Source organism: Motiliproteus coralliicola (genome assembly GCF_003345655.1).
Taxonomy (GTDB): domain Bacteria; phylum Pseudomonadota; class Gammaproteobacteria; order Pseudomonadales; family Balneatricaceae; genus Motiliproteus; species Motiliproteus coralliicola.
In genome coordinates this window covers 1457107-1477099 of record NZ_QQOH01000001.1, presented here as the reverse complement: position 1 = coordinate 1477099, position 19993 = coordinate 1457107, and the positions used below count along the sequence as shown (strand labels likewise).

The 19993-nt window shown below is 55.9% G+C and carries 15 protein-coding genes; 10 read left to right on the top strand and 5 right to left on the bottom strand.

The window, feature by feature from the left end:
- Nucleotides 1-16 precede the first annotated feature (16 nt).
- Both DV711_RS06625 and DV711_RS06620 read left to right on the top strand, forming a co-directional pair.
- On the top strand, nucleotides 17-844 hold the full coding sequence (locus tag DV711_RS06625) for an ABC transporter permease (protein WP_114694820.1): 828 nt from the start codon (nucleotides 17-19) through the stop codon (nucleotides 842-844).
- Nucleotides 837-1556: an ABC transporter ATP-binding protein gene (locus tag DV711_RS06620; protein WP_114694819.1), complete on the top strand. Its 720-nt coding sequence runs from the start codon at nucleotides 837-839 to the stop codon at nucleotides 1554-1556. The genes DV711_RS06625 and DV711_RS06620 overlap by 8 nt, the downstream gene beginning before the upstream one ends.
- 67 nt (nucleotides 1557-1623) lie before the next feature.
- Here the strand turns inward: DV711_RS06620 and DV711_RS06615 are convergent, their stop codons facing one another.
- On the bottom strand, nucleotides 1624-2883 hold the full coding sequence (locus DV711_RS06615) for an oxidoreductase (RefSeq protein WP_114694818.1): 1260 nt from the start codon (nucleotides 2881-2883) through the stop codon (nucleotides 1624-1626).
- A 131-nt stretch (nucleotides 2884-3014) separates the two neighbouring features.
- Between DV711_RS06615 and DV711_RS06610 the strand changes: the two genes are divergently transcribed.
- From DV711_RS06610 to DV711_RS06590, 5 genes are all read left to right on the top strand, one after another.
- Entirely contained in the window at nucleotides 3015-3911 is an 897-nt protein-coding gene (locus DV711_RS06610) for a LysR family transcriptional regulator (protein WP_114694817.1), read from the top strand.
- Nucleotides 3912-3985: 74 nt separating this feature from the next.
- Nucleotides 3986-4390: an ACT domain-containing protein gene (locus DV711_RS06605; protein WP_114694816.1), complete on the top strand. Its 405-nt coding sequence runs from the start codon at nucleotides 3986-3988 to the stop codon at nucleotides 4388-4390.
- Between the two features lie 255 nt (nucleotides 4391-4645).
- Nucleotides 4646-5734 (top strand): PEP-CTERM sorting domain-containing protein, encoded by a 1089-nt coding sequence (locus DV711_RS06600; RefSeq protein WP_114694815.1) that lies wholly within the window; start codon nucleotides 4646-4648, stop codon nucleotides 5732-5734.
- A 285-nt stretch (nucleotides 5735-6019) separates the two neighbouring features.
- A complete protein-coding gene (locus tag DV711_RS06595; protein WP_165840015.1) occupies nucleotides 6020-9289 on the top strand; it encodes a transporter substrate-binding domain-containing protein in 3270 nt (1089 codons plus the stop codon).
- A 201-nt stretch (nucleotides 9290-9490) separates the two neighbouring features.
- Nucleotides 9491-10270, top strand: coding sequence for a bacteriohemerythrin (locus DV711_RS06590; protein ID WP_114694813.1), 780 nt, complete (start codon nucleotides 9491-9493; stop codon nucleotides 10268-10270).
- Nucleotides 10271-10345: 75 nt separating this feature from the next.
- On the opposite strand, the gene DV711_RS06585 is transcribed toward DV711_RS06590, so the two are convergent.
- Both DV711_RS06585 and DV711_RS06580 read right to left on the bottom strand, forming a co-directional pair.
- On the bottom strand, nucleotides 10346-11146 hold the full coding sequence (locus DV711_RS06585) for a pyrroline-5-carboxylate reductase family protein (RefSeq protein WP_114694812.1): 801 nt from the start codon (nucleotides 11144-11146) through the stop codon (nucleotides 10346-10348).
- 18 nt (nucleotides 11147-11164) lie between these two features.
- Entirely contained in the window at nucleotides 11165-11800 is a 636-nt protein-coding gene (locus DV711_RS06580) for a TetR/AcrR family transcriptional regulator (RefSeq protein ID WP_114694811.1), read from the bottom strand.
- Between the two features lie 127 nt (nucleotides 11801-11927).
- Here DV711_RS06580 and DV711_RS06575 point away from each other — a divergent pair, with 127 nt between their 5' ends.
- Nucleotides 11928-13964, top strand: a complete 2037-nt coding sequence (locus DV711_RS06575) for an NADH:flavin oxidoreductase (RefSeq protein WP_114694810.1) — start codon at nucleotides 11928-11930, stop codon at nucleotides 13962-13964.
- Between the two features lie 143 nt (nucleotides 13965-14107).
- On the opposite strand, the gene DV711_RS06570 is transcribed toward DV711_RS06575, so the two are convergent.
- Together DV711_RS06570 and DV711_RS06565 are read right to left on the bottom strand one after the other, a co-directional pair.
- Nucleotides 14108-17164 (bottom strand): efflux RND transporter permease subunit, encoded by a 3057-nt coding sequence (locus tag DV711_RS06570; protein WP_114694809.1) that lies wholly within the window; start codon nucleotides 17162-17164, stop codon nucleotides 14108-14110.
- 3 nt (nucleotides 17165-17167) lie between these two features.
- Nucleotides 17168-18274, bottom strand: a complete 1107-nt coding sequence (locus DV711_RS06565) for an efflux RND transporter periplasmic adaptor subunit (protein WP_165840014.1) — start codon at nucleotides 18272-18274, stop codon at nucleotides 17168-17170.
- 113 nt (nucleotides 18275-18387) lie between these two features.
- Here DV711_RS06565 and DV711_RS06560 point away from each other — a divergent pair, with 113 nt between their 5' ends.
- Nucleotides 18388-19029, top strand: coding sequence for a TetR family transcriptional regulator (locus DV711_RS06560; protein WP_114694807.1), 642 nt, complete (start codon nucleotides 18388-18390; stop codon nucleotides 19027-19029).
- A gap of 131 nt (nucleotides 19030-19160) precedes the next feature.
- Entirely contained in the window at nucleotides 19161-19940 is a 780-nt protein-coding gene (locus tag DV711_RS06555; RefSeq protein WP_114694806.1) for a DUF6498-containing protein, read from the top strand.
- Nucleotides 19941-19993 lie beyond the last annotated feature (53 nt).

Sequence of the window (19993 nt, the reverse complement as noted above, 5' to 3'; positions counted from 1 at the left end):
GATGCGGACCACGGCGATGAGTCACAGTCGTTCCAGCTCGGCGAGCGGCGCGGACTTAAGCGGCTCGTTTAGCGCGGCCGCAGCGCTGGGACGTCGTTGGGGCTGGCAACCGCTGATCTTTATCGGATTGATCGGCGCCTGGCATCTGCTGGCCGTGTTGTTGCAGCAGCCGTTATTGCCGCAGCCGTCAGAGGTGTTGGCGACTATCTGGCAGCACTATCAACGTGGCGAGCTGATGGCGCATCTGGGGGCGACCCTGGAGCGGGTGGCGATCAGCTTCGTGTTGGCGATGCTGTTGGGCTCGATCATCGGCATTGCCATGGGGCTGTACCCCGGCTGCAATCGGGGGCTGGACCCGCTACTGATAACCGGTCTCAATATTCCGGCGTTGGTGGTGATACTGCTGCTGTATATCTGGTTGGGGATGGGCGAGTTGGCGGCAATTGCTGCCGTGGTGATCAACAAGGTACCCAATGTGGTGGTAACTTTGCGCGAAGGTGCCCGCTGTCTGGACCCGCAGCTAGATGAGCTGGCACGGGTCTACCGCTTATCGCGTTGGAAGCGACTGACCGCGCTGTTGTTACCGCAGCTGGCACCCTATTTTCTGATCGCTGCCCGTTCGGGGTTGGCATTGATCTGGAAGATTGTGCTGGTGGTCGAGCTGCTGGGACGTAGCGATGGGGTCGGCTTTCAACTCCACCTGGCTTTTCAGATGTTCGATGTACCGATGATTCTGGCCTACAGCTTCAGCTTTATCGTAATCGTCTATCTGATTGAATGGCTGGTGCTGCAGCCGCTGGATCGCCTGCAGCAACGCTGGCGTAAGGTGGATCTGGATGCTTGAATTGCAACTGGACAGCAAAGTCTATGGCGGCAAAAGGCTGTTCGACCACTTCAGTCTGTCTCTGCGGCCGGGGGAATTTCTCTGTCTGCTGGGGCCATCCGGCTGTGGCAAGACCACGCTGATCAATCTGTTGGCGGGGCTGGACCGACGCTTTCAAGGACAGCTCAAGGCTAACGGCTCGCTACGGCGTCCCGGCGCCATCGGCTACATGTTTCAACAACCCCGGTTATTGCCCTGGTACACGGTAACGCAGAATCTGGAGCTGGTAGCCGAACCGGCCCGGCGGGAGTTGATCGAGCCGATGCTGGCGTCGATGGGGTTGTCCGATAGCGCTGGCCTATACCCCAATCGTCTATCCCTGGGGATGGCGCGGCGGGTGGCCCTGGCTCGGGCGTTGATCAATCGACCGCAGCTGTTGTTGATGGATGAACCCTTTGTCTCGCTGGATCCGCCCACGGCGAAACAGATGCGTGGGCTGATCCAGCAGGTTCGTCAGCAGCATCCCGAGACCGCCATGGTATTGGTGACCCACGACCTTGAGGATGCCCTGGAACTGGCCGATCGAATTCTGGTCCTCGGCGACAGCCCAACCCGAGTGGTTTACAGCTGGCCGCAGCGTCAATGTGTTGCCACTGGTTCCCAAGAGTCGACAGGCCGCGAGCATGAATCGCTGCGGCAGCAGTTGCTGGCACACTACCGGTTAGAGCGCTAAGCAAGTTGCAGCAGCTCGGATAGGCTTAATCGCAGGTTCCTGTTGTCATCGACAGGGTTTAGTCGGACTACTGACTCGATGAGAAACGGCGCCGCCAGCGTTCGGCTCGTAACTGATCGCGCTGTTCGTAGCACCGTATTGCCGATTCCAAATCCATGCTGAAGTTGTCTTCATTGTCCTTTGCCAAGGCGGTTAAGCGCATGGTGTACCAGGCCGTTATCCCGCCCGGTGGGGTGGTGTTGAAGCGGGGAAAGTGAACCTCGTCGGCGGTCGGCTTCAGCCACTGCCTCGCAAGGCTGGGGTTCAAGGCCAGTGCCCGGGCCATTCCAATCATATCGGTCTCGCCGCTCCCGAGGGCGGCGACGGCTTGAGGCCGGTTTTTAAACCCTCCCGTCGTCACGATAGGGATCTTGGTCAGTTGTTTGGCCTGGCTGGCAAAGTCGATGAAATAGGGGCCATCAGTGGCGGCATCGGAGCTGGAGGTTGCGCCGGGGAAGTAGGTACCACCGCTGATTTCAATCAAATCAATCGAGGTTCTATCTAGAATACCGATAACCTCAAGTGCTTCTTGTTGGCTCAAGCCACCCTCCAGTTGATCGGACGAGTTGATCTTGATTCCGATCGGGAAGTGGGGGCCGACAGCGCCGCGTACCTTCTCGATGATATCAACAATGACTCTGGCGCGTGCGTCGACGGAACCGCCGTATTGATCCTGGCGACGATTAAACAGTGGTGATAAAAACTGGCTGAGTAAGAACCCATGGCCAGCATGAAGCTGGAGGCCGCTAAAGCCCACCGCTTTTGTCAGCAGTGCCGCGTTGGTATAAACGGCCGGCAATTGCTGGATTTCAGATAAGCTCATCCCGGCGCAGCTAAAACTGCCAACCCTAAGTGCCGAAGGGCCTTTGGGTTGGCTGATCAGCGGGGCCGCCAGCGCGCCGGCGTGGCCGATTTGAGGCCAGATATGGGTGTCGTTGATGGATCCTCGTGCCGCTAACTCCGATAACGCTTGACGGTTGGTGTTAGGACCCAGCACCAGGTTTCCCGGCTTCTCGGGGTAGCGAGGGTCCACCTGTACCTCGCCGATGATCGATAGGGCGACGCCACCTTCTGCCCATCGCTCGTACAGCCGGGCCTGTTCCAAGGTCGCGTTGCCTTTGCCATCGGCCAGGGAGTCGGACATGGCGGATTTCAGCAGCCGATTTTTCAGTATCGCACCGCAGGGAAGCCTGAGGGACTGCCCGAGCCGTATGGCTTTGCGCTGGATATCGGGCTTCTGAGTCTCGGTGAGTTTGAGGCTAGTCGCCGTTGCTTCGTTGTTAATCATCGTCGTTACCTATCCAGGCTGGGATTGCGTTGGCTATCGCGGTTATGCCAGAGCTGCAACGACATGATTAAGGAATGTTGATAAAGTAAAAACAGCGTAATTAAATAAACACTATTAAGTAATGCTTAATAATGAATACCTCAGATCTGAATCTGTTTGTTCGAATTGCAGAAACCGGTAGCTTGACCGAGACAGCCAAACAGCTGGGAATCACGACGGCGGCAGCCAGCTTTGCTCTACGGCGACTGGAGAAAGCGTTGGAGCTACAGCTGTTTATCCGAACGACCCGGCAGCTGAGAATCACGCCTCAGGGGGAGCGGTTTCTGTTTCATTGCCGCAAGGCCCTGGATTCGCTGGACCTGGGCGTGTTGTCGGCTCAGGAGATGCTGAATGATGTCAGGGGAGAGTTGCGGCTCTGCGCATCATCGGACCTGGGTCGCAATATTGTCTTACCCTGGCTGGACGAAATGATAGGGCGTTATCCATCGTTATCGGTTGACTTCCATGTGGGTGACTCGCTGTCCAACTTCTTCCTCGATCAGATCGATGTGGCGCTCAGGTATGGAAAGCCTCAGGACTCCACGTTGGTGTCATTTCATATTGCCACGATCGATAGAGTAACCTGCGCCTCACCCTCGTATATCGCCCAACATGGCGAACCGCAGCACCCGGATGAGTTAAGAAACCACAACTGCCTGCTTTATCGATTGGATGGCAGGTTGTTTGATCGTTGGGACTATACCGATGAATCCGGACGCTACCGGGTTAAGGTCGATAGCAATCGGATCAGCAACGATACCGATATTGTCAGACGCTGGGCTATCGCGGGGCAGGGAATCGCCCATCGGTCACGCATCGATATCCAATCTGACCTGCGCAAAGGGAGATTGGTACCGCTGCTGTCGTCGTACCATTCACCTCCGGTTGAACTTTACCTGCTTTGCCCGAGCAGGAAGCAGGTGACTCCGGCGGTGATCGCTTTTCGTGAGATGCTCAGAGAGAAATGCCGTCTCTTGCTGGAGGCTTGATGTCGTTTCCTGAGCCGATGGCTGACTGACTGGATATGTAGACTGGTTCTTTATTTGATAGGTGGATCGAGATCATGAGTGCAATTATCGACCTGGAACTGTTGCTGCGATCGATGTCGCCACAGCTACAGGATACAAGCTATGTCTTTTGCCGTGTCGACGGTACGGTGGCCGAGCATCTCTCTCTGGACCCTCTAGCAACCTTCCGTGAAGATGAAGGTTTAACCTTGGTGCTGGAACAGCGGCGGGCCCTTGAAGCTGGACTGGGTTTCGAAGGTGTCTTCCGGATGATTACCCTTAGCGTGCATTCCAGTCTCAATGCAGTCGGGCTGACCGCGGCGGTTTCGAGTCGGCTGGCCGAGCGGGACATCAGCGCCAATGTTATCGCAGCCTATTACCATGACCATATCTTCGTACCGCATCACCAAGCGGAGGCTGCGTTAGCCGCTCTTGAGCAGCTGAGCGATGACTCTGACTGAGCGGCCGTGGGGAGGATTGGTCTTTTCTTATCTACCGGGCGGAACCGCTCAACTCTCGCCATGAATGAAAATCAATCTTTTTAATTTATGTCGGAAAATTTTACATGTGACAGCCTGGTTGATCATAGGTTTTCTTCAGGTTGATCATATATTCCTAATTTATATTGATGAAATAGTATCGGGCATGGATTTTGCTTTGGGATGAGTTATGACCTGTAGTAGGACAGGATTGTCTTGAAGTAGGAGAGGCCCGAGATGGATAAAGCTCGATTTTTACTAGCTGTTATCGCCTTAAGCAGCACTGCCGTGCACGCTGTCCCCGTAACCTATTCAACTACCGGAGCCACAATCACCTATGATGGTGAGACCGGCTCTTATGAGTATTCGTCTGGCGTGGCCGAATTTGATGCTGCTTACAATGCGGCGGGTGTTGCGCCGGTTTTGAAGGCAAATGGTGAGCCAACAACCACCTCGAATTCTGATCTGAATGACTACGTCAACGTTTTTGGCGCTTCGTCATCGATGTTCAAGATTACCAGAATTACCGATCTTGGTGACCGAAACATTTCCGGGGACGAAAAGACAGTATTCAGCGGAGCAATTACTTCAACCTCCACAGTTGGAGAAATTATAGATCCACAATCCAGTGGGGATCCCGAGAGTCCCGGAACTGTGATGGATAATCTCGGTGATTGGAATGATGGGCTATTGAATGGCGAACTCATCACCAAGGGGCAAACGAGTTACTACTTTGATCCGCTGATGTTTATCACTGCTGACCAGCTAAATGATAAAGGAACAGGAGTTGATCCTGGCTATATCCGTTTGGGTGGCGCTGAAACTGATGGTAATTCAATCGATATCGAATATAGCACCATCGGCTCGGGGAGCGATTCTATAAGTATCGGTGAGCTACTCAATATAACTTTCTCCTGTACAGATAGTGATTGCGGCACCGGAACTTGGGCTATTGATGTTTTCCCCGAAGCGTTGCAAGTCGGTGGAGATCTGTTAGGAGAGGATGCATTCTTTGATCACCTTGATTTTCTGGTTAAGGCGGGAAACGGTTGGGGCGTCATCGACTTCGACTTTAATATCTTGGCTAGCGGATTAGATGGGATCTTGTTTACCGATGATGATTTGATCGAGTTTGACGTGCCGTACTTGATAGAGGGTACTTTTGATACCAAGTCGACGGGCTTCGGAAGTGGCATATCCGGCATTAGTATCTGGGCGCGAGATCCTGACGCGTCGACCGATATCCCCAATCCCGGCACCCTACTGCTGTTAGGCATTGGCTTGGCCGCATTGCGAACTTCAGTCGCGCGTCGATCCAAGCGATGATCAGGTATCAGGACTCCTCCCTCGGCTTTGGCTTCTGACGCGGAGCCGGGGGGAAGTTCGCCTGATCCGTTAGATCTTAGTGGTATTTTTGCCTCCGAACCCAGAGGAATTAACACAGGGGGAGGCGTTTTTGCTTTATAATTGGCTGGATTTTCAGTCCCTTAGCTTCGTACTAAGGGCTGTCGCTTCTCAGGACAACGAAGTACCGGCCAAATGGATAGGATGTTCCGCTCTCCTTCGACAATTACAGGCTCAACCTGGACATATCATCCGACTTTCCCGCTGTTGTTAGCTTTTTTCCTGATCTTGGTATCGGCTCCCAGTCTTGCTCTGACGCTGACGGATGAGGAGCAGCGCTGGCTGGATACTCATCCAGAAATTCGAGTCGGCGAAACAGCCCATTTCCAACCCCTGCTAATCCAGCGTCCAGATAACAGCCTACAGGGTATTCTTCCTGATACCTTTGATATCCTCGGCCGCCAACTGGGTGTTCGTTTTGTGTTTGAGGCGGACGATTGGTCCAGGGTTCTGGATCGAGTTAAATCGCGCCAACTTGATATCGTCGGGGCGATGAACCATGAAACGGCCCAGGGGCTTGGCTTTCATAGCGTTCCGTCGCCGATAAATTTCTCTACCCTGGTGTTTGCACATAAGAACCGAAACTTTGTCTACGACGGGGATAGAAGTTTCAAGGGGCTCCGGGTCGCATACCATCGAGACAAACGACATATCCAGCGCTACCTGGAGAAGCATCTGGACGGCGGATTGCCGCCTCTGGCCACTGATACCACGGAGCAGGCTTTTTACGCCTTGGTCAGCGGTCAGGCTGACGTGGTTGTGGGTATGAATCTTGACAGTTATCACCTGACCCGCAACAGCATACTCGAGGTCGAACCGATCCACGTGCTCAGCGGCTTGGACCCGAACAGTGTGATCGCTTTGCGGGAAGACTATGGCATCCTTGCCGGGATCTTGAACAAAGCGGTGGCCGAATTTCCGCTAAAGGAGAGTGAGCGGATTCTTTCCCGCTGGACCTGGTCTCAGCAAGCCCCGATGCCACGGATTCAATATAACGCAGAGGAAAAAGCCTACCTGGCAGCCCACCCCGTGCTGCGGGTTCAGAACCTTACCACCTTCCCTCCGTTCAACTATAACGACGGGGGAGAACCCGTTGGCTACAGCATCGACTATATGAATCTGATGGGGACACTGATGGGTGTCCGGATCGAGTATGTCAGTCACCGGCCCTGGCACGAGTACCTTGAGATGCTCAAGACCGGGGAGCTGGATGTTATTCCCCATATCGCCGTGACAGATGAGCGGCGCGAGTTTATCGATTTCACGCCCTTTAACCATGTTGAGTACACCTCTGCGCTGGCGGTTCGCAGAGGCCAGCAGATTGCCCGACAGGAGGATCTGCAGAACAAGGTCATCGCCGTGGCCAAAAAGACCTTTCTGCACGCCTACCTGGCCAACAATTACCCCAACCAGGCTCTGCTGCTGACCGCATCCACCAGCGATGCGGTGAAGGCGGTTGCGTCGGGTAAGGCCGATGCGGTAATCGGAAGCTTGCCGGCATTGAATTACTACATCGAGAAACTCTGGCTTAGCAATGTGGAGGTAGCCGAGGCGGAGGGGTTCGACCTTCCCGTGAAGACCCAGTTACCGATGGGGGTCGCCAAGGGCAACACGCTGCTGAAAAGTATCCTGACCAAGACGGCGGCAGCGATCAGCTACCGTCAGGTGTCGGAGTTGAAACGTAAATGGATGCATGCAGATGCTGGTCACGCAGAGCAGAAGGATCTCAATCCGCAGGAGAGGGCCTATCTGGCCGATAAAGGCCGGCTGACACTCTGTATCGATCCAAGCTGGATGCCGTTGGAGGCGCTCGAAAATGGGAAGCATACGGGGATTGCGGCGGATTTCTTTACTCGCTTTAAGCGTTTGATCGACCTTCCTATGGAGGTGAGGGCGACCAATAGTTGGCAGGAATCGCTGCAGGCGGGCCGCAATGGCGAGTGTGATCTGTTTCCTTTGATCATGGATACCCCGCAAAGGCGCAGCTTTCTCAGTTTTACCCAGCCCTATCTGCAGACTCCTTTGGTACTGACTACAGCTGTTGAGGCCCCTTTTATCAGTGATATCTCGGGACTGAAGGGCAAAACCGTGGGGGTGGTGAAGGATTACGCCTTCGGGGGCAGCCTGCAGCGTCGATTCCCCGAGCTGAAATTCATCGAAGTTAAAGATATTGCCGACGGCTTGCAGCGGGTGGCCAATGGAACCCTGTTTGGCTACGCGGATTCGTTGGTATCGGCCGGTTATTGGATCCAGGATAACTACATCGGCCAGCTCAAAGTTTCGGCCGAGTTTGAGGAGACCTGGGCGCTGAGTGTGGGGGTGCGAAAGGGCGATCAGCTGCTTCGAGCGATCTTCGATAAGGCGATCAACCAACTGACGCCCGATGATCATCACGACATCGTCAATCACTGGATTTCGTTCAAGTACCAGAAGGGGATCGATTGGCGGATGACGCTGGCCTCCCTGCTCAGTGTCGTGATCCTGTTCAGCGCGATCCTGGTCTGGTACGGCCGGATCAACCGCAAACTGCGCGAAGAGGTCCAGCTGCGCCAGCGGGCGGAAAATCAGGCCCTGCTGCTTGCCAATACCGATCAATTAACCGGGCTGCTGAATCGGCACGCCAGCGAGAGCCTTCTGAATCAAGAGATGGCTCGTCGGCGTCGGGCCAACAGTCCGGTCTGTATCCTGTTGCTGGATATCGATCACTTCAAGTCCGTCAATGATCACTTTGGCCACCGGGTCGGCGACGAGGTGCTTAAGCTGCTGAGTCAACGCCTGGTGCCGTTGATGCGTGAAACCGATCATCTGGTGCGCTGGGGGGGCGAGGAGTTTCTGATTCTGGCGTCCGATACACCGCTGGAGCGGGCCGTTCATCTGGCCGAGAAGCTACGACGGGCGGTGGAGGCTATCCACACTGATGAGCTACCGAGGTTCACCGTCAGTATCGGTGTGGCGGAATTCGAGCTCGGACAAAACTTCAATCAATGGTATGAAACTGCCGACAAGGCGCTTTATCAAGCCAAGGCTTCCGGACGGAACCGGGTGCATCCGGATCGGGCCGAAGTGGACCTCAGAGTTCAAAACCCGATGCGACTGCAGTGGAAAAACGAATACTCATCGGGCAGCGATGCGGTAGACGGGCAGCATCAGCACCTGTTCGAAGAGGCCAATCGGATGATTGAATTGATGGTCGAGGGGGCCGATAAGGCCCAGGTCACTACCCAAATCGGCCAACTGTTAGAGTTCATAGAGGAACACTTCCGCGATGAAGAGCGGCTGTTGGAGGAGGTGGGCTACCCGGAGGCAAACACCCATGCCAACGAACATCAGGTGCTTATCCGCCGAGGCTATGAGCTGTTGTCGGATTTTAATCGGGGCTTGATCGACAACAACAGGATCATCTATTACCTGACCCAGGAGGTTATCACCAATCACCTGCTGATCAGTGATGCCCGGTTCTTTGCCTGGGTTCGCTAATTACTGGGGGCGGTAGTTTCTGGCGTTCGGTAAATATCCGTGTTCTGGCCGGTTTGATCGGCTGCGGGCTTATCACTTAGTCGAAATTTACCCCAATTGGATCAGGCCGAGCCTTGCTTGCCGCTGGCAGAATCGACACAGTGTTGGTTGTGAGAATCCGGGTTCAAGCCCCGTCGAAAACGCTCAGCCCAGGAATGAACAGTGATCATAGAGTGGAGTGACGAACTCAGTATCGGTATCCCTGAGATCGACGTAGAGCATAAATTTTTGGTGGCCCTGGTCAATGGCCTGCACAGTAAAATCCTGGCGAATGATTCGCAGCAAAGTCTGGCGGAAACCTTTTCTCATCTGATCCGCTATACGGAGAAGCACTTCCACAATGAAGAGGCCGTGATGCGGGCGATCGGCTTTCCGCTTCTGCAACGCCATCAAGACCAGCATTTAGATCTGGCCGATCACGCCACCGAACTGTCCCGAATGTATCTCTCCGGGGCCAAGTCGATTGACCTGGAGCTGCTGGAGTTTCTGAAGGACTGGATCGCTCACCACATCCTGATCGAGGATAGCAAGATCGCCGATTACCTGGATGGGCGTGATTTGCCGGAAAACTGGGGCTATACCGCTGCGTTCTCAAGCGAGTCTGACAGCTGCTTCAAAATTTGCAGCTTTTGCGGCAAAACCTGGCGAAATCTGGATGAGTTTGTGGCGGACGGGGACAAGCAGTTGCTGGACTGCATGATTGATCAGAAGAATCACTACTTCAATCTGTTCCTGTTCAACTGTTGCTGCGGGACGACTTTAGCTATCCCTTTGTTTGATTTCGTCAAACTCAATCCCGATGAGTTCTATCTGGAAGAAAACAAGGGCAAACCGAACAAGCCCGGCTACTGCCTTAGCCCTGAAGATCCCTGTTTGGCGAAATGTGCTTGCCACTACACCTCCCAATTGCTTGATCAGCTGAAGCTGCCCAAGTCGGATTAGGGTCCAAACCAGGCGAAAGCTAGGTCCTCCAGATTCTACATAACTACAGGAAAGTCACGGTAAAGCTGACAAACGCTAGTCCGCTTGGCTCTCCATATCAGAAACTTTTCGGCTGGCCGCCAGAAGAGCATTGTTGATAGAAGCGTGAAAGCCGCCAGCTTCTGCGGCCTTGAGCGCCGCCGCTATCACACCGTCATAATCTAGATACTGTTGAATAACTGTTTCAGTGCCTTTATTGGTCTTCGATAGTATTTCCCCGGCATCTACCCCCGTTGCTGTCGCAGCTTTTAATGCGATTTCTTTGGGTATGCCGATATTCATCGCCGCTTGAGACAGCGCAGAAATTAGAAGGGCGATGTAGGCAGGTCCGGCACCCGACAAACCGGTTAGAAAGTTCAGTTGTTGCTCATCATCGAGCTGCTGAGCTGTGCCGATCGTTTCAAGGATACAAGTTGCGATGTGGCGGTCGGTTTCTGCTGTTTCTGGACTGGCGAACCAGGGAGTGAAGGAGCGGCCTATTTCAGCGGCGGCATTAGGCATGGCTCGAATAATCCGTGATGCACCGGTCCGCTCGGCAAGCTCTTTCATCGGAATGCCGGCCATCAGTGAGATCACCAGCTTATCGCCACAGTAGAAATTCGCGTCACGAAACTGTTCCGGCCGCACGGATAAAATCAGGGTATCGCTGTGCTCGATTAGTTCGGAAAAATTGGCGGCCCACCTGACCGCGGGATAGGCCGCGTAACCGGCGTTGGCGGTGCTACGGTTCAGGCAGCTCAGCTGCTCCGGACGGAGCCTGTTGCCGGAAAGCAGGGCCTGGCCAATCAGTGCGCCCATCCAACCTGTTGCCCCCACCAGACCAACCCGTTTCAGCATGGCATCGGCTCCGTGGTTTTAAGACTCAGGAACGAAATGGTGGCGAGCATGGAAGCGTGCGATCTCATTGGGGGTAGGCTGCTGGCCGGTATAGGTGGCGACATAGTTGGGAATACGCGCCATCCGGGTGGCCAAATCCTCTTGGACTTGCATCGAGATATAGCCGATCTGGACCAGATAGATGGTTCGGGCGCGCACATCGGCATCGTGGCTGTCGTAGCCGTGTTTTTCGAACATGGCGGTGAGGGCTTGTAGTCGAACCTCATCCGCGATTCTGACTTCTTCCATTACGTCCGGATCCTGCAACGCCCAGCTTCGGATCGCAAAGTCCAACTTGGAATCAAACTGGTTGGGATCAAGAAATGCGCTGATGACATTGAGTACCGCTTCTGCAAGTGATTCGGCGTAGGCTTCGCTTGCTGCGGTTAACCCGCCGGTATTCTTATGATTCCACTCTTCAATCAGCGCGGCTAACAGCGCTTTTCTGTCCTTGAAATACCAGTAAAAGCTGGTCCGGGATAACTTTAACTGCTCCGCCAGCGGTTGGATCTTGACGGCGCCAACTCCGTTCTGAACCAAGGCCTCAAAGGCGGCCGAGAGCCAGAGCTCTCGGGAACTGCGCGAATCCGGGGATTTGTCTTTATTGCTATTCATGCCGGGCTTTATAGCCAGTCTCAACAAAGACGTCAATGAAAACGACACCAGTGTGTTCATGATTGACACTGGTGTACATTGAGGGGTAGGGTCGCTGAAAAAATGGCAATAAGAACCGAGGTGGATCATGTCCAAAGACCCATTACTCAGCCCGTTTCAGTTAAAGCACCTAACTCTGCGCAATCGGATCATGATCACGTCCCATGAACCGGCTTATCCTGAAAACGGGATGCCAAAAGACAAGTACCGGGCCTATACGGTGGAGCGGGCCAAAGCCGGTGTCGCGTTGACGATGACGGCCGGCTCGGCGTCCGTGTCGCGTGATAGTCCGCCGGTATTCAACAACATCCTCGCCTGGCAGGATGAGGTCGTAGGCTGGATGAAACAGATTGCTGATGAGTGCCATGACTACGGTACGGCGGTGATGATTCAGCTAACCCATCTTGGACGACGTACCCGTTGGGACAAAGGGGATTGGTTGCCTGCGGTCTCGGCAGGGCACGAGCGTGAGGCTGCGCATCGGGCCTTTCCGAAGCAGGCCGAAGATTGGGATATCGATCGGATCATCAATGATTACGCCGATGCCGCCGAGCGTATGAAAGCCGCCGGTCTGGACGGCATCGAGTTACAGGCCTATGGCCACCTGATGGATCAGTTCTGGTCGCCGTTAACCAATTCGCTCGAGGCGCCCTATGGCGGAGACCTGAACAATCGACTGCGTTTTACCTTCGATACCTTAGCTGCGATCAGAAAACGGGTCGGCGACGACTTTATTGTCGGGGTCCGCTATACCGCCGACGAAGCGGTTCCCGGTGGCTTGAACGAAGACGATGGTATTGAAATTTCACGGCTGCTCGAACAATCGGGGATGGTCGATTTTCTCAATGTGGTTCGGGGCCATATCGATACCGATCCGGGCTTAACCGACGTGATCCCGGTGCAGGGGATGCGCAATGCACCACACCTGGACTTTGCCGCACGGGTCAAACAGGCGACCAATTTGCCCGTCTTCCATGCCGCAAAAATCCCCGATGTGGCCACGGCGCGCTATGCGATCGACAGCGGCAAACTGGACATGGTGGGGATGACCCGTGCCCATATGGCGGATCCACATATCATTCGTAAAATCACCTCGGGCCAGGAGCATCGCATTCGTCCCTGTGTCGGTGCCAATTACTGTCTCGATCGGATCTATCAGGGCGGTGAGGCCTACTGTATTCACAACCCGGCCACCGGGCGTGAACTCTCCATCCCCCACGACATCCCCAAAGCGGACCAGCCCAAGAAGGTTGTTGTCATCGGGGCCGGCCCGGCCGGGCTTGAAGCCGCCAGGGTTGCCGCGACACGGGGGCATCAGGTCACCGTCTTTGAAGCCGCGGATAAAACCGGTGGTCAGGTGCTGCTGACGTCTCAATCGGAACGGCGCCGGGAGATGATTTCCATCACCGACTGGCGCTATGACGAATGCATCGAGATGGGGGTGAAGTTCCATTTCAACAACTTTGCCGATGGCGATGGGGTGCGTGAGCAAAATCCGGACGTGGTGATCGTGGCGACCGGTGGTTTGCCCCATACCGATATCTTGGAACAGGGCAATGAGCTGGTGGTGTCCGCCTGGGACATTATCGCCGGTGATGTAAAACCGGGTAACAATGTGCTGATCTTCGATGATGCCGGAGATCATGCCGGGCTTCAGGCGGCGGAAATTATCGCTTCCAGCGGCGCCAAAGTCGAAGTGATGACCCCGGATCGTTCCTTCGCCCCCGAAGTGATGGCGATGAATCTAGTCCCCTATATGCGATCCCTGCAGGTACTTGATACCACCTTTACCGTGGCCTGGCGGTTGAAAAGCGTCACCCGTGACGGGGCTGGTCTCAAAGCCGTCGTCGGTAGTGACTATGGTGACTTCCGGCGTGATCGATCTGTGGATCAGGTGGTGGTGAATCACGGCACCCGCCCCCTGGATGATGTCTATACCGAGTTGAAACCGTTGTCGATCAACCTGGGCGAGGTGAACTATGAAGATCTCGTGGCAGGGCGCCCACAAAGGATCCGCTCGAACGAGAATGGCGAGTTCCAGTTATTCCGTATCGGAGACGCGGTCTCTTCCAGAAATACTCATGCCGCGATCTACGATGCGCTGAGGCTGGTCAAAGATATCTGATGCCGGTGTTCGGGTAGGAAAGCATGGAAGGGGGAGTCACCGAAGCTGACCCCCTTCACTGGATCCCTGCGCCCCCGCAGGTCGAGTAGGGGCGCTATTTTATCGAATCAGTAACCCGGCGCTTCGGACTGAGTAGCCTGTTGTTAAGCCGCGCGATAACGCACCCCATAAAACAGCGCGAACAACACCGGCACCACGATCAGGGTCAGCAGGGTGGCAAACCCGAGCCCGAACATGATGGTGACCGCCATCGGCTGGAAGAACACGTCGCTAAGCAGCGGCAGCATCCCCAGCACGGTGGTGATAGCCGCCATGGTCACCGGACGTAGTCGGCTGATCGCCGCCTGGGTGATGGATTCGAGCCAGGGTTGACCTTCGTCCTCACGCAGCCGCTTGATCTCTTCGACAAGAACGATACCGTTTTTGAGTTGCATCCCCACCAGACTCAGTACCGCCAGCAGCGCCATAAAGCTGAACGGCGAATCCATCACCAGCAAGCCGATGGTGACGCCGATCACCGATAGCGGCACGGTGATCCAGACCACCAGCGCCTGTTTGGCGGAGCCGAACAGCACCACGGTCAGGACGATCATCACCAGCACCCCCAGCGGCACAAAGGCGAACACGGCCTTGTTGGCGTCGCGTTGGGTTTCGTACTCGCCGCCCCACTGCAACTCGTAACCGGGCGGTAATTCGATCGCTTCGATCTTGCCACGGATCTTGTTGTGCAGTGTGGTGGCCGTCATGCCGTCGATCGGATCGGCCTGGACCGACAGGGTGCGCTTTCGATCGCGACGCTTGATCAGTGGGTCCTCCCAGGCCAGATCGACCCGCTCCATCACCTGGCCGATATTGACGTAGGCACCTTTGGCTGGGCTGTAGACCTGGATATCCTCCAGCGAGCCGATCGAGGCACGTTCGGTTGCCGGTGGCCGGATCACGATCGGAAGCAGCTTGGTGCCGTGGCGGTAGAGTCCGACGGTTTCGCCTTCGACATGGGTCGCGACGGCGGTATCCAGGTCGGACTTGCTGATTCCCAGGCGGCGTCCCTCGGCTTCGTTGTAGACCGGTTGCAGCACCTTGGTACGCTCACGCCAATCCTGGCGAACGTTGATGGTATCCGGGTCGGCTTCGAACACCGCGATCACCTGCTCGCTGTAACGTCGCAGCACCTGGGGATCGGGACCGATCAGGCGAGCTTCGATCTTGGCTTTGGTGCTCGGGCCGATGGTGAAACGCTGGAACTTGGTGAAGGCCTGCGGATAGCGTTGGTTCAACAGCTGGCGCAGTTCATCGATGGTCGGTTGGACCTGATCGAAGTTTTCCACCCGGATAATCAACTGCGCATAGCTGGGGTAGCTGAACTCCTGGCTGTAGGTCAGCATAAAACGCTCGGCGCCTCGGCCGATGGTGGCGGTGATCTGTTGGATCTGTTCGAACTGCTGCAGGTCCTGCTCCAGCGTCTGGATATCGGCATTGACGGCGCGGATATCGCTACCTTCCGGCAACCAGTACTCGACCATAAACATCGGCAGCGAACTGGCCGGGAAGAACGCCTGTTTGACCTGGGTGAAACCGGCCAGCGCGGCAATCAGGGCCGCCAGCATCGCGGTCATGGTTAACCAGCGAAACCGCAGGCATAGCTGCAGCAGGACGCGGTAGCCCTGGTAGGCAAAGCCCCGATAGGGATCGCCCGTTTCACCATCAGTGGTAGTTCTTTGCTCCTTGAACATCAGATAGCAGAAAAACGGGGTCAGGGTGATGGCGAAGATCCAGCTCAGCAGCAACGAGATCAACAGCACCCAGAACAGGCTGCCGGTGAATTCACCGCTGGCATCGGGGGACAGGCCGATGGGGGCGAAGGCGGTGATGGAGATGATGGTGGCGCCCATCAGCGGCCATTTGGTATGCCCGACCACCGACTTGGCCGCCTGCAATCGGGTTTGCCCGCGCTGCAGTCCGATCATGATCCCTTCGGTCACCACGATGGCGTTATCCACCAGCATACCCAGTGCGATGATCAGGGCGCCGAGGGAGATCCGGTGCAGTTCGATGGCGTAGATATCCATGACGATGAAGGTGCCGAGAATCGTCAGCATCAATACCGAGCTCATCAGGATGCCCGGTTTCAATCCCATGGTGAACAACAGCACCAGGATCACGATCAACACCGCCTGGCCTAGGCTGATCAGGAAGTTATCCACCGATTCGGCCACCTGGCCCGGCTGGTCGTAGACGGTTCCCAGCAACATGCCGACCGGACGCTGGCCTTCCAATTCGGCCAAGCGGGTGTCGATCGCCTCACCCACTTTGACCACGTTGACCCCGCTGGCGAAGGAGATCCCCAGGGTCAGGGCCGACTGGCCGTTGAACCGGTACAGGTGGGCGGGAGGGTCTGCGTAGCTTTTGCTGATGGTGGCAACATCCTGCAGGTAGATCAGTTGGCCATCGACATTGCCGATCAGCATGTTGGCCAGCCCGGATAGACCATCGCCATCTTCGGTCTTGCTGCTGATACGCAGATACTCGCTGCCGACCCGGATCTTACCGGCATCGCCCACCAGATTCTGGGTTCTGAGCAGATTCTGTATATCGCTCATGGCAAAGCCGGTGGCGGTCAATTTAGCCCGGTCGGCCTCGATAAAGACCTGCTCCTGGCGGCGTCCTCCGACATTCACCTTGCCCACACCTGGCACCAGCACCAGCTCGCGGCGCAGGTAGTCGGTGTAATCGGCCAGCTCCTCGTAGCTGTAGTCTTGGCCGGTAATAGTCAGGAACATGCCGTAAACATCGCCGAAATCATCGATAATCCGCGGCTCTGAAACTCCGGGAGGCAGGCGGCCCTGCATATCATGGATCTTGCGCCGCATCTCATCCCAGATTTGGGCCAGATCATCCTTGCGATAGATGCTCTTCATCTCGACCATGATCTGCGCCAGGCCGTTGCTGGAGGTCGAGGTGATGTTGTCGAGATAGGAGAGCTGCTGCAGCGCGTTTTCCACCGGCAGGGTGACCTCCTCTTCGACTTCCAGCGCCGAGGCACCCGGATAGTCGAGCAGGATAATCGCCTGCTTGATGGTGAAGTTGGGGTCCTCCAGCCGGCCCAGGTCGTTGAAGGCCAGAAAGCCTCCACCGATCAACAGCAGCACCACCATCCAGCTGATGGTGCGGTTGCGGATGCTGTATTCGGTTAAATCCATCGCTTACAGCCCCCGCTCTTTGACCATCGGTTTGACCAGCATGCCGTCGCGGACATAGCTGACCCCGGCGGCGATAATCCGGCTGTCGCTGTCGAGCCCGGAGAGAACCTCCAGTTGGTCGTCGATCAGGCGTCCGACCCGAACCTCGACCATGCGGGCACGGGACTGTTGATCGACATGCCAGATCCAACGCTTACCCTGGTTCTCAAACACCGCTTCAAGCGGAACCAACAGGCTGTTGTCGGGTTGCTCGGCAACGAAGGCCGACAGGTCGACACTGATCGATGCGCTCATGCCGGGCAGGGCCGGAAAGTCGGTCTGCTCGACCAGAGTAAACACCGAGCCGAAACTGCGGGTCAGCGGGTCGGGGGTCGCATCATGCTCTTTGTAGCAGGCCTTGAACGCTTTGCCGGGCTGACTGTAGAAACGCGCCTGGCCGCAGAGGCTCTTCATCGCCAGCTGCGGGTTTTCGATCCGCTTCAGGTTGGTGATCAGTGATTCGGGCACGCTGAAATGGATATCGATACGGCTGTCGTCCTGCAGTTCAAGAACCGGTGACTTAGCCTGGATCGATTGGAAGTTTTCAACCTCAAGCTTGGCCACAACGCCGTCAAAGGGGGCAATCAGGCGGGTGTAGTCGAGGTTATCGCTTGCCTGACTCAGGGCCGCACGGGCCGACTTCAGCTCGGCCGAAGCCTGGTCGTGCTGCAGTTTGCTGGCCAGGTTTTTGTTACGCAGTTTGGCGATCTGATCGAACTGGATCTGGGCCAACTCAAAGCGGGCCTGACGCTCGGTGAAGCTGTTGCGGTAATCCGCTTCGTCCAACTGAGCCAGCAGCTCGCCTTTCTTAACCCGCTGCCCTGGCTGCACCGGTAGTTTGATCAATTGACCGCCAACCCGGAACGAGAGGTCGACATGCTCGGAGGCCTCCAGTGTACCGGGGTAGGTTCGTACCAGGCTGCTCAGGTTCTGATCGACCATAACGATCTTGGCGGGACGGGCGATCTCCGCTTGAGATTGAGTGGATTGGGATTGCTCGGGCTGGCAACCGGCCAGGCCGAGCAGTGAAGACAGTAGGGCGGCGGTGTTGAAGGCTGACAGACGCGACATGATGGGGTCCATTGGGTAGGCATGGATAAAGATCGAAATTATACATACATGAATGTATGTTTATAGGGTGCGTTATACTTGGCGCCGAAATTATTAATCACGATCCCGTTATCATGGCCCGTAAAACCAAACAGGAAGCCGAACAGACCTACCACGCGTTGCTGGATGCGGCTGGACGTTTGTTTATCCGCCAGGGGGTGGCGACCACGACCCTGAACCAGATCGCCGCGGAAGCAAAGATGACCCGGGGGGCGATCTACTGGCACTTCAAAAACAAGGATGCGGTGGTTCAGGCGCTGTGGGAGCGCAATGCCGAAACCCTGCACCACGGCTTTGCTCAGCTGCTGCTGAAGCTGGACACCGAGCACCCGGCGCGGGCATTCCGACAGGCGTTGAAGCAGATCCTCCAATCCCTGGCCAGTGAGCCGGAGTTGGGGCAGATGATGAAGATCGTGATGCACAACATCGAATTCACCGAGCAGCAGACCGAACTGCATCGCTATCTTGCGGGCAAGAAAGAGGAGATCTGGAGTGCCATGGCGCAGGCTTTCGAACTCCTAGCCGAGCGGGATGGTTTGAAGGTGGCATTACCGCCGGCGCTGCTGGCCCAGGGGCTGATGAGTTATACCCACGGGTTACTCCATAGCCACCTGTCACCGAGCCAGGACCGTGCTTTTCGATTGGATCTTGAGCAGCATGGGGATCGGTTATTGGACCTATATCTAGATGCAGTGCTGAAGGAGTCTGAACATTAATCCATGGGTTCGGGGCGCACCAGCAGGCGAATCGGATCCACCATTAAACTCTTGGGCTGGGAGTGTCTTGAGTCATCCCATGGACTGCTATAGCGTATTCTGAACGAATCAGTGTAGAAGGAGCGAGTCGAATGAGAGCAGCCCCAGCGGGTACCCTTGTACAGCGAACCCGTCTCGATCTGGTCGCTTTTCTGGTCGGGTTGGGGATCGCCTACGCGATGCAATGGCAGACCCGTGATCTGGTCTGGAGTCTGTGGCTGTGCAGTCTGGTGCTGGGGTATCTGACGTTGTTGTCGGCCATTCTAGCTGGTGCAGTTGCCGTCATCCGCGGGGCGAGTCAGCCCGGCGTCAATCGTGGGGTCTTGTTGCCGCTGCTATTGGCCATCGGTGGCGGTGGTCTGTTCTTTCTGGCCTTTTTCTCGTTCCATTTCGGTGCTTTCCACGCCGGCCACTCGGTCTTTTTGAACAGCTTCTTTCCGATTGAGGGGATGCCGGACGATGGCTTTGGCGACGCCTTTATGAATCCATTGCTGTTGTGGACGTTAACCTTCGAGCATCTGATGGTGCCGTACGGGATTTTCCTGCTGCCGGCCGTTTTGGCCGAGCGCCGGCACCTGCTGAAGCCGATCATCGACGCGGTACGTCCGGAGCAAGACGTTGCGGATCGAGAGCTTCCCGAGACGGTTCAGAAACCGGCTGAAAAGCGTAAGTCGCAGATGGGTGACGCGATGTCACGTCCCTATATGAATGTGGTGCGAATGCACCTGCTGATCTTTTTCTTCGCCTTCTGTCACTTCCTGGCGCTGGAGTCCTTTATCGTTTACGCGGTGGTTTACAGTGTCTATTTCTTCCCCTGGTCCGAAATCAAACGGCGCCGCAACGATAACCACGCCCTGTCGGAAACGAGCTGAGAGCTGGCTAACAAGGTGGCGGCGCCATCCGTGTTCCAGACCGACCGCTAAGG

What these genes read in the sequence shown, in the direction of transcription:
- DV711_RS06575 (WP_114694810.1), top strand. Translation starts at nt 11,928, where the DNA reads ATGTCCAAAGACCCATTACTCAGCCCGTTTCAGTTAAAGCACCTAACT.
- DV711_RS06555 (WP_114694806.1), top strand. Translation starts at nt 19,161, where the DNA reads ATGAGAGCAGCCCCAGCGGGTACCCTTGTACAGCGAACCCGTCTCGAT.
- DV711_RS06625 (WP_114694820.1), top strand. Translation starts at nt 17, where the DNA reads ATGAGTCACAGTCGTTCCAGCTCGGCGAGCGGCGCGGACTTAAGCGGC.
- DV711_RS06615 (WP_114694818.1), bottom strand. Translation starts at nt 2,883, where the DNA reads ATGATTAACAACGAAGCAACGGCGACTAGCCTCAAACTCACCGAGACT.
- DV711_RS06620 (WP_114694819.1), top strand. Translation starts at nt 837, where the DNA reads ATGCTTGAATTGCAACTGGACAGCAAAGTCTATGGCGGCAAAAGGCTG.
- DV711_RS06610 (WP_114694817.1), top strand. Translation starts at nt 3,015, where the DNA reads ATGAATACCTCAGATCTGAATCTGTTTGTTCGAATTGCAGAAACCGGT.
- DV711_RS06580 (WP_114694811.1), bottom strand. Translation starts at nt 11,800, where the DNA reads ATGAATAGCAATAAAGACAAATCCCCGGATTCGCGCAGTTCCCGAGAG.
- DV711_RS06570 (WP_114694809.1), bottom strand. Translation starts at nt 17,164, where the DNA reads ATGGATTTAACCGAATACAGCATCCGCAACCGCACCATCAGCTGGATG.
- DV711_RS06560 (WP_114694807.1), top strand. Translation starts at nt 18,388, where the DNA reads ATGGCCCGTAAAACCAAACAGGAAGCCGAACAGACCTACCACGCGTTG.
- DV711_RS06565 (WP_165840014.1), bottom strand. Translation starts at nt 18,274, where the DNA reads ATGTCGCGTCTGTCAGCCTTCAACACCGCCGCCCTACTGTCTTCACTG.
- DV711_RS06585 (WP_114694812.1), bottom strand. Translation starts at nt 11,146, where the DNA reads ATGCTGAAACGGGTTGGTCTGGTGGGGGCAACAGGTTGGATGGGCGCA.
- DV711_RS06605 (WP_114694816.1), top strand. Translation starts at nt 3,986, where the DNA reads ATGAGTGCAATTATCGACCTGGAACTGTTGCTGCGATCGATGTCGCCA.
- DV711_RS06600 (WP_114694815.1), top strand. Translation starts at nt 4,646, where the DNA reads ATGGATAAAGCTCGATTTTTACTAGCTGTTATCGCCTTAAGCAGCACT.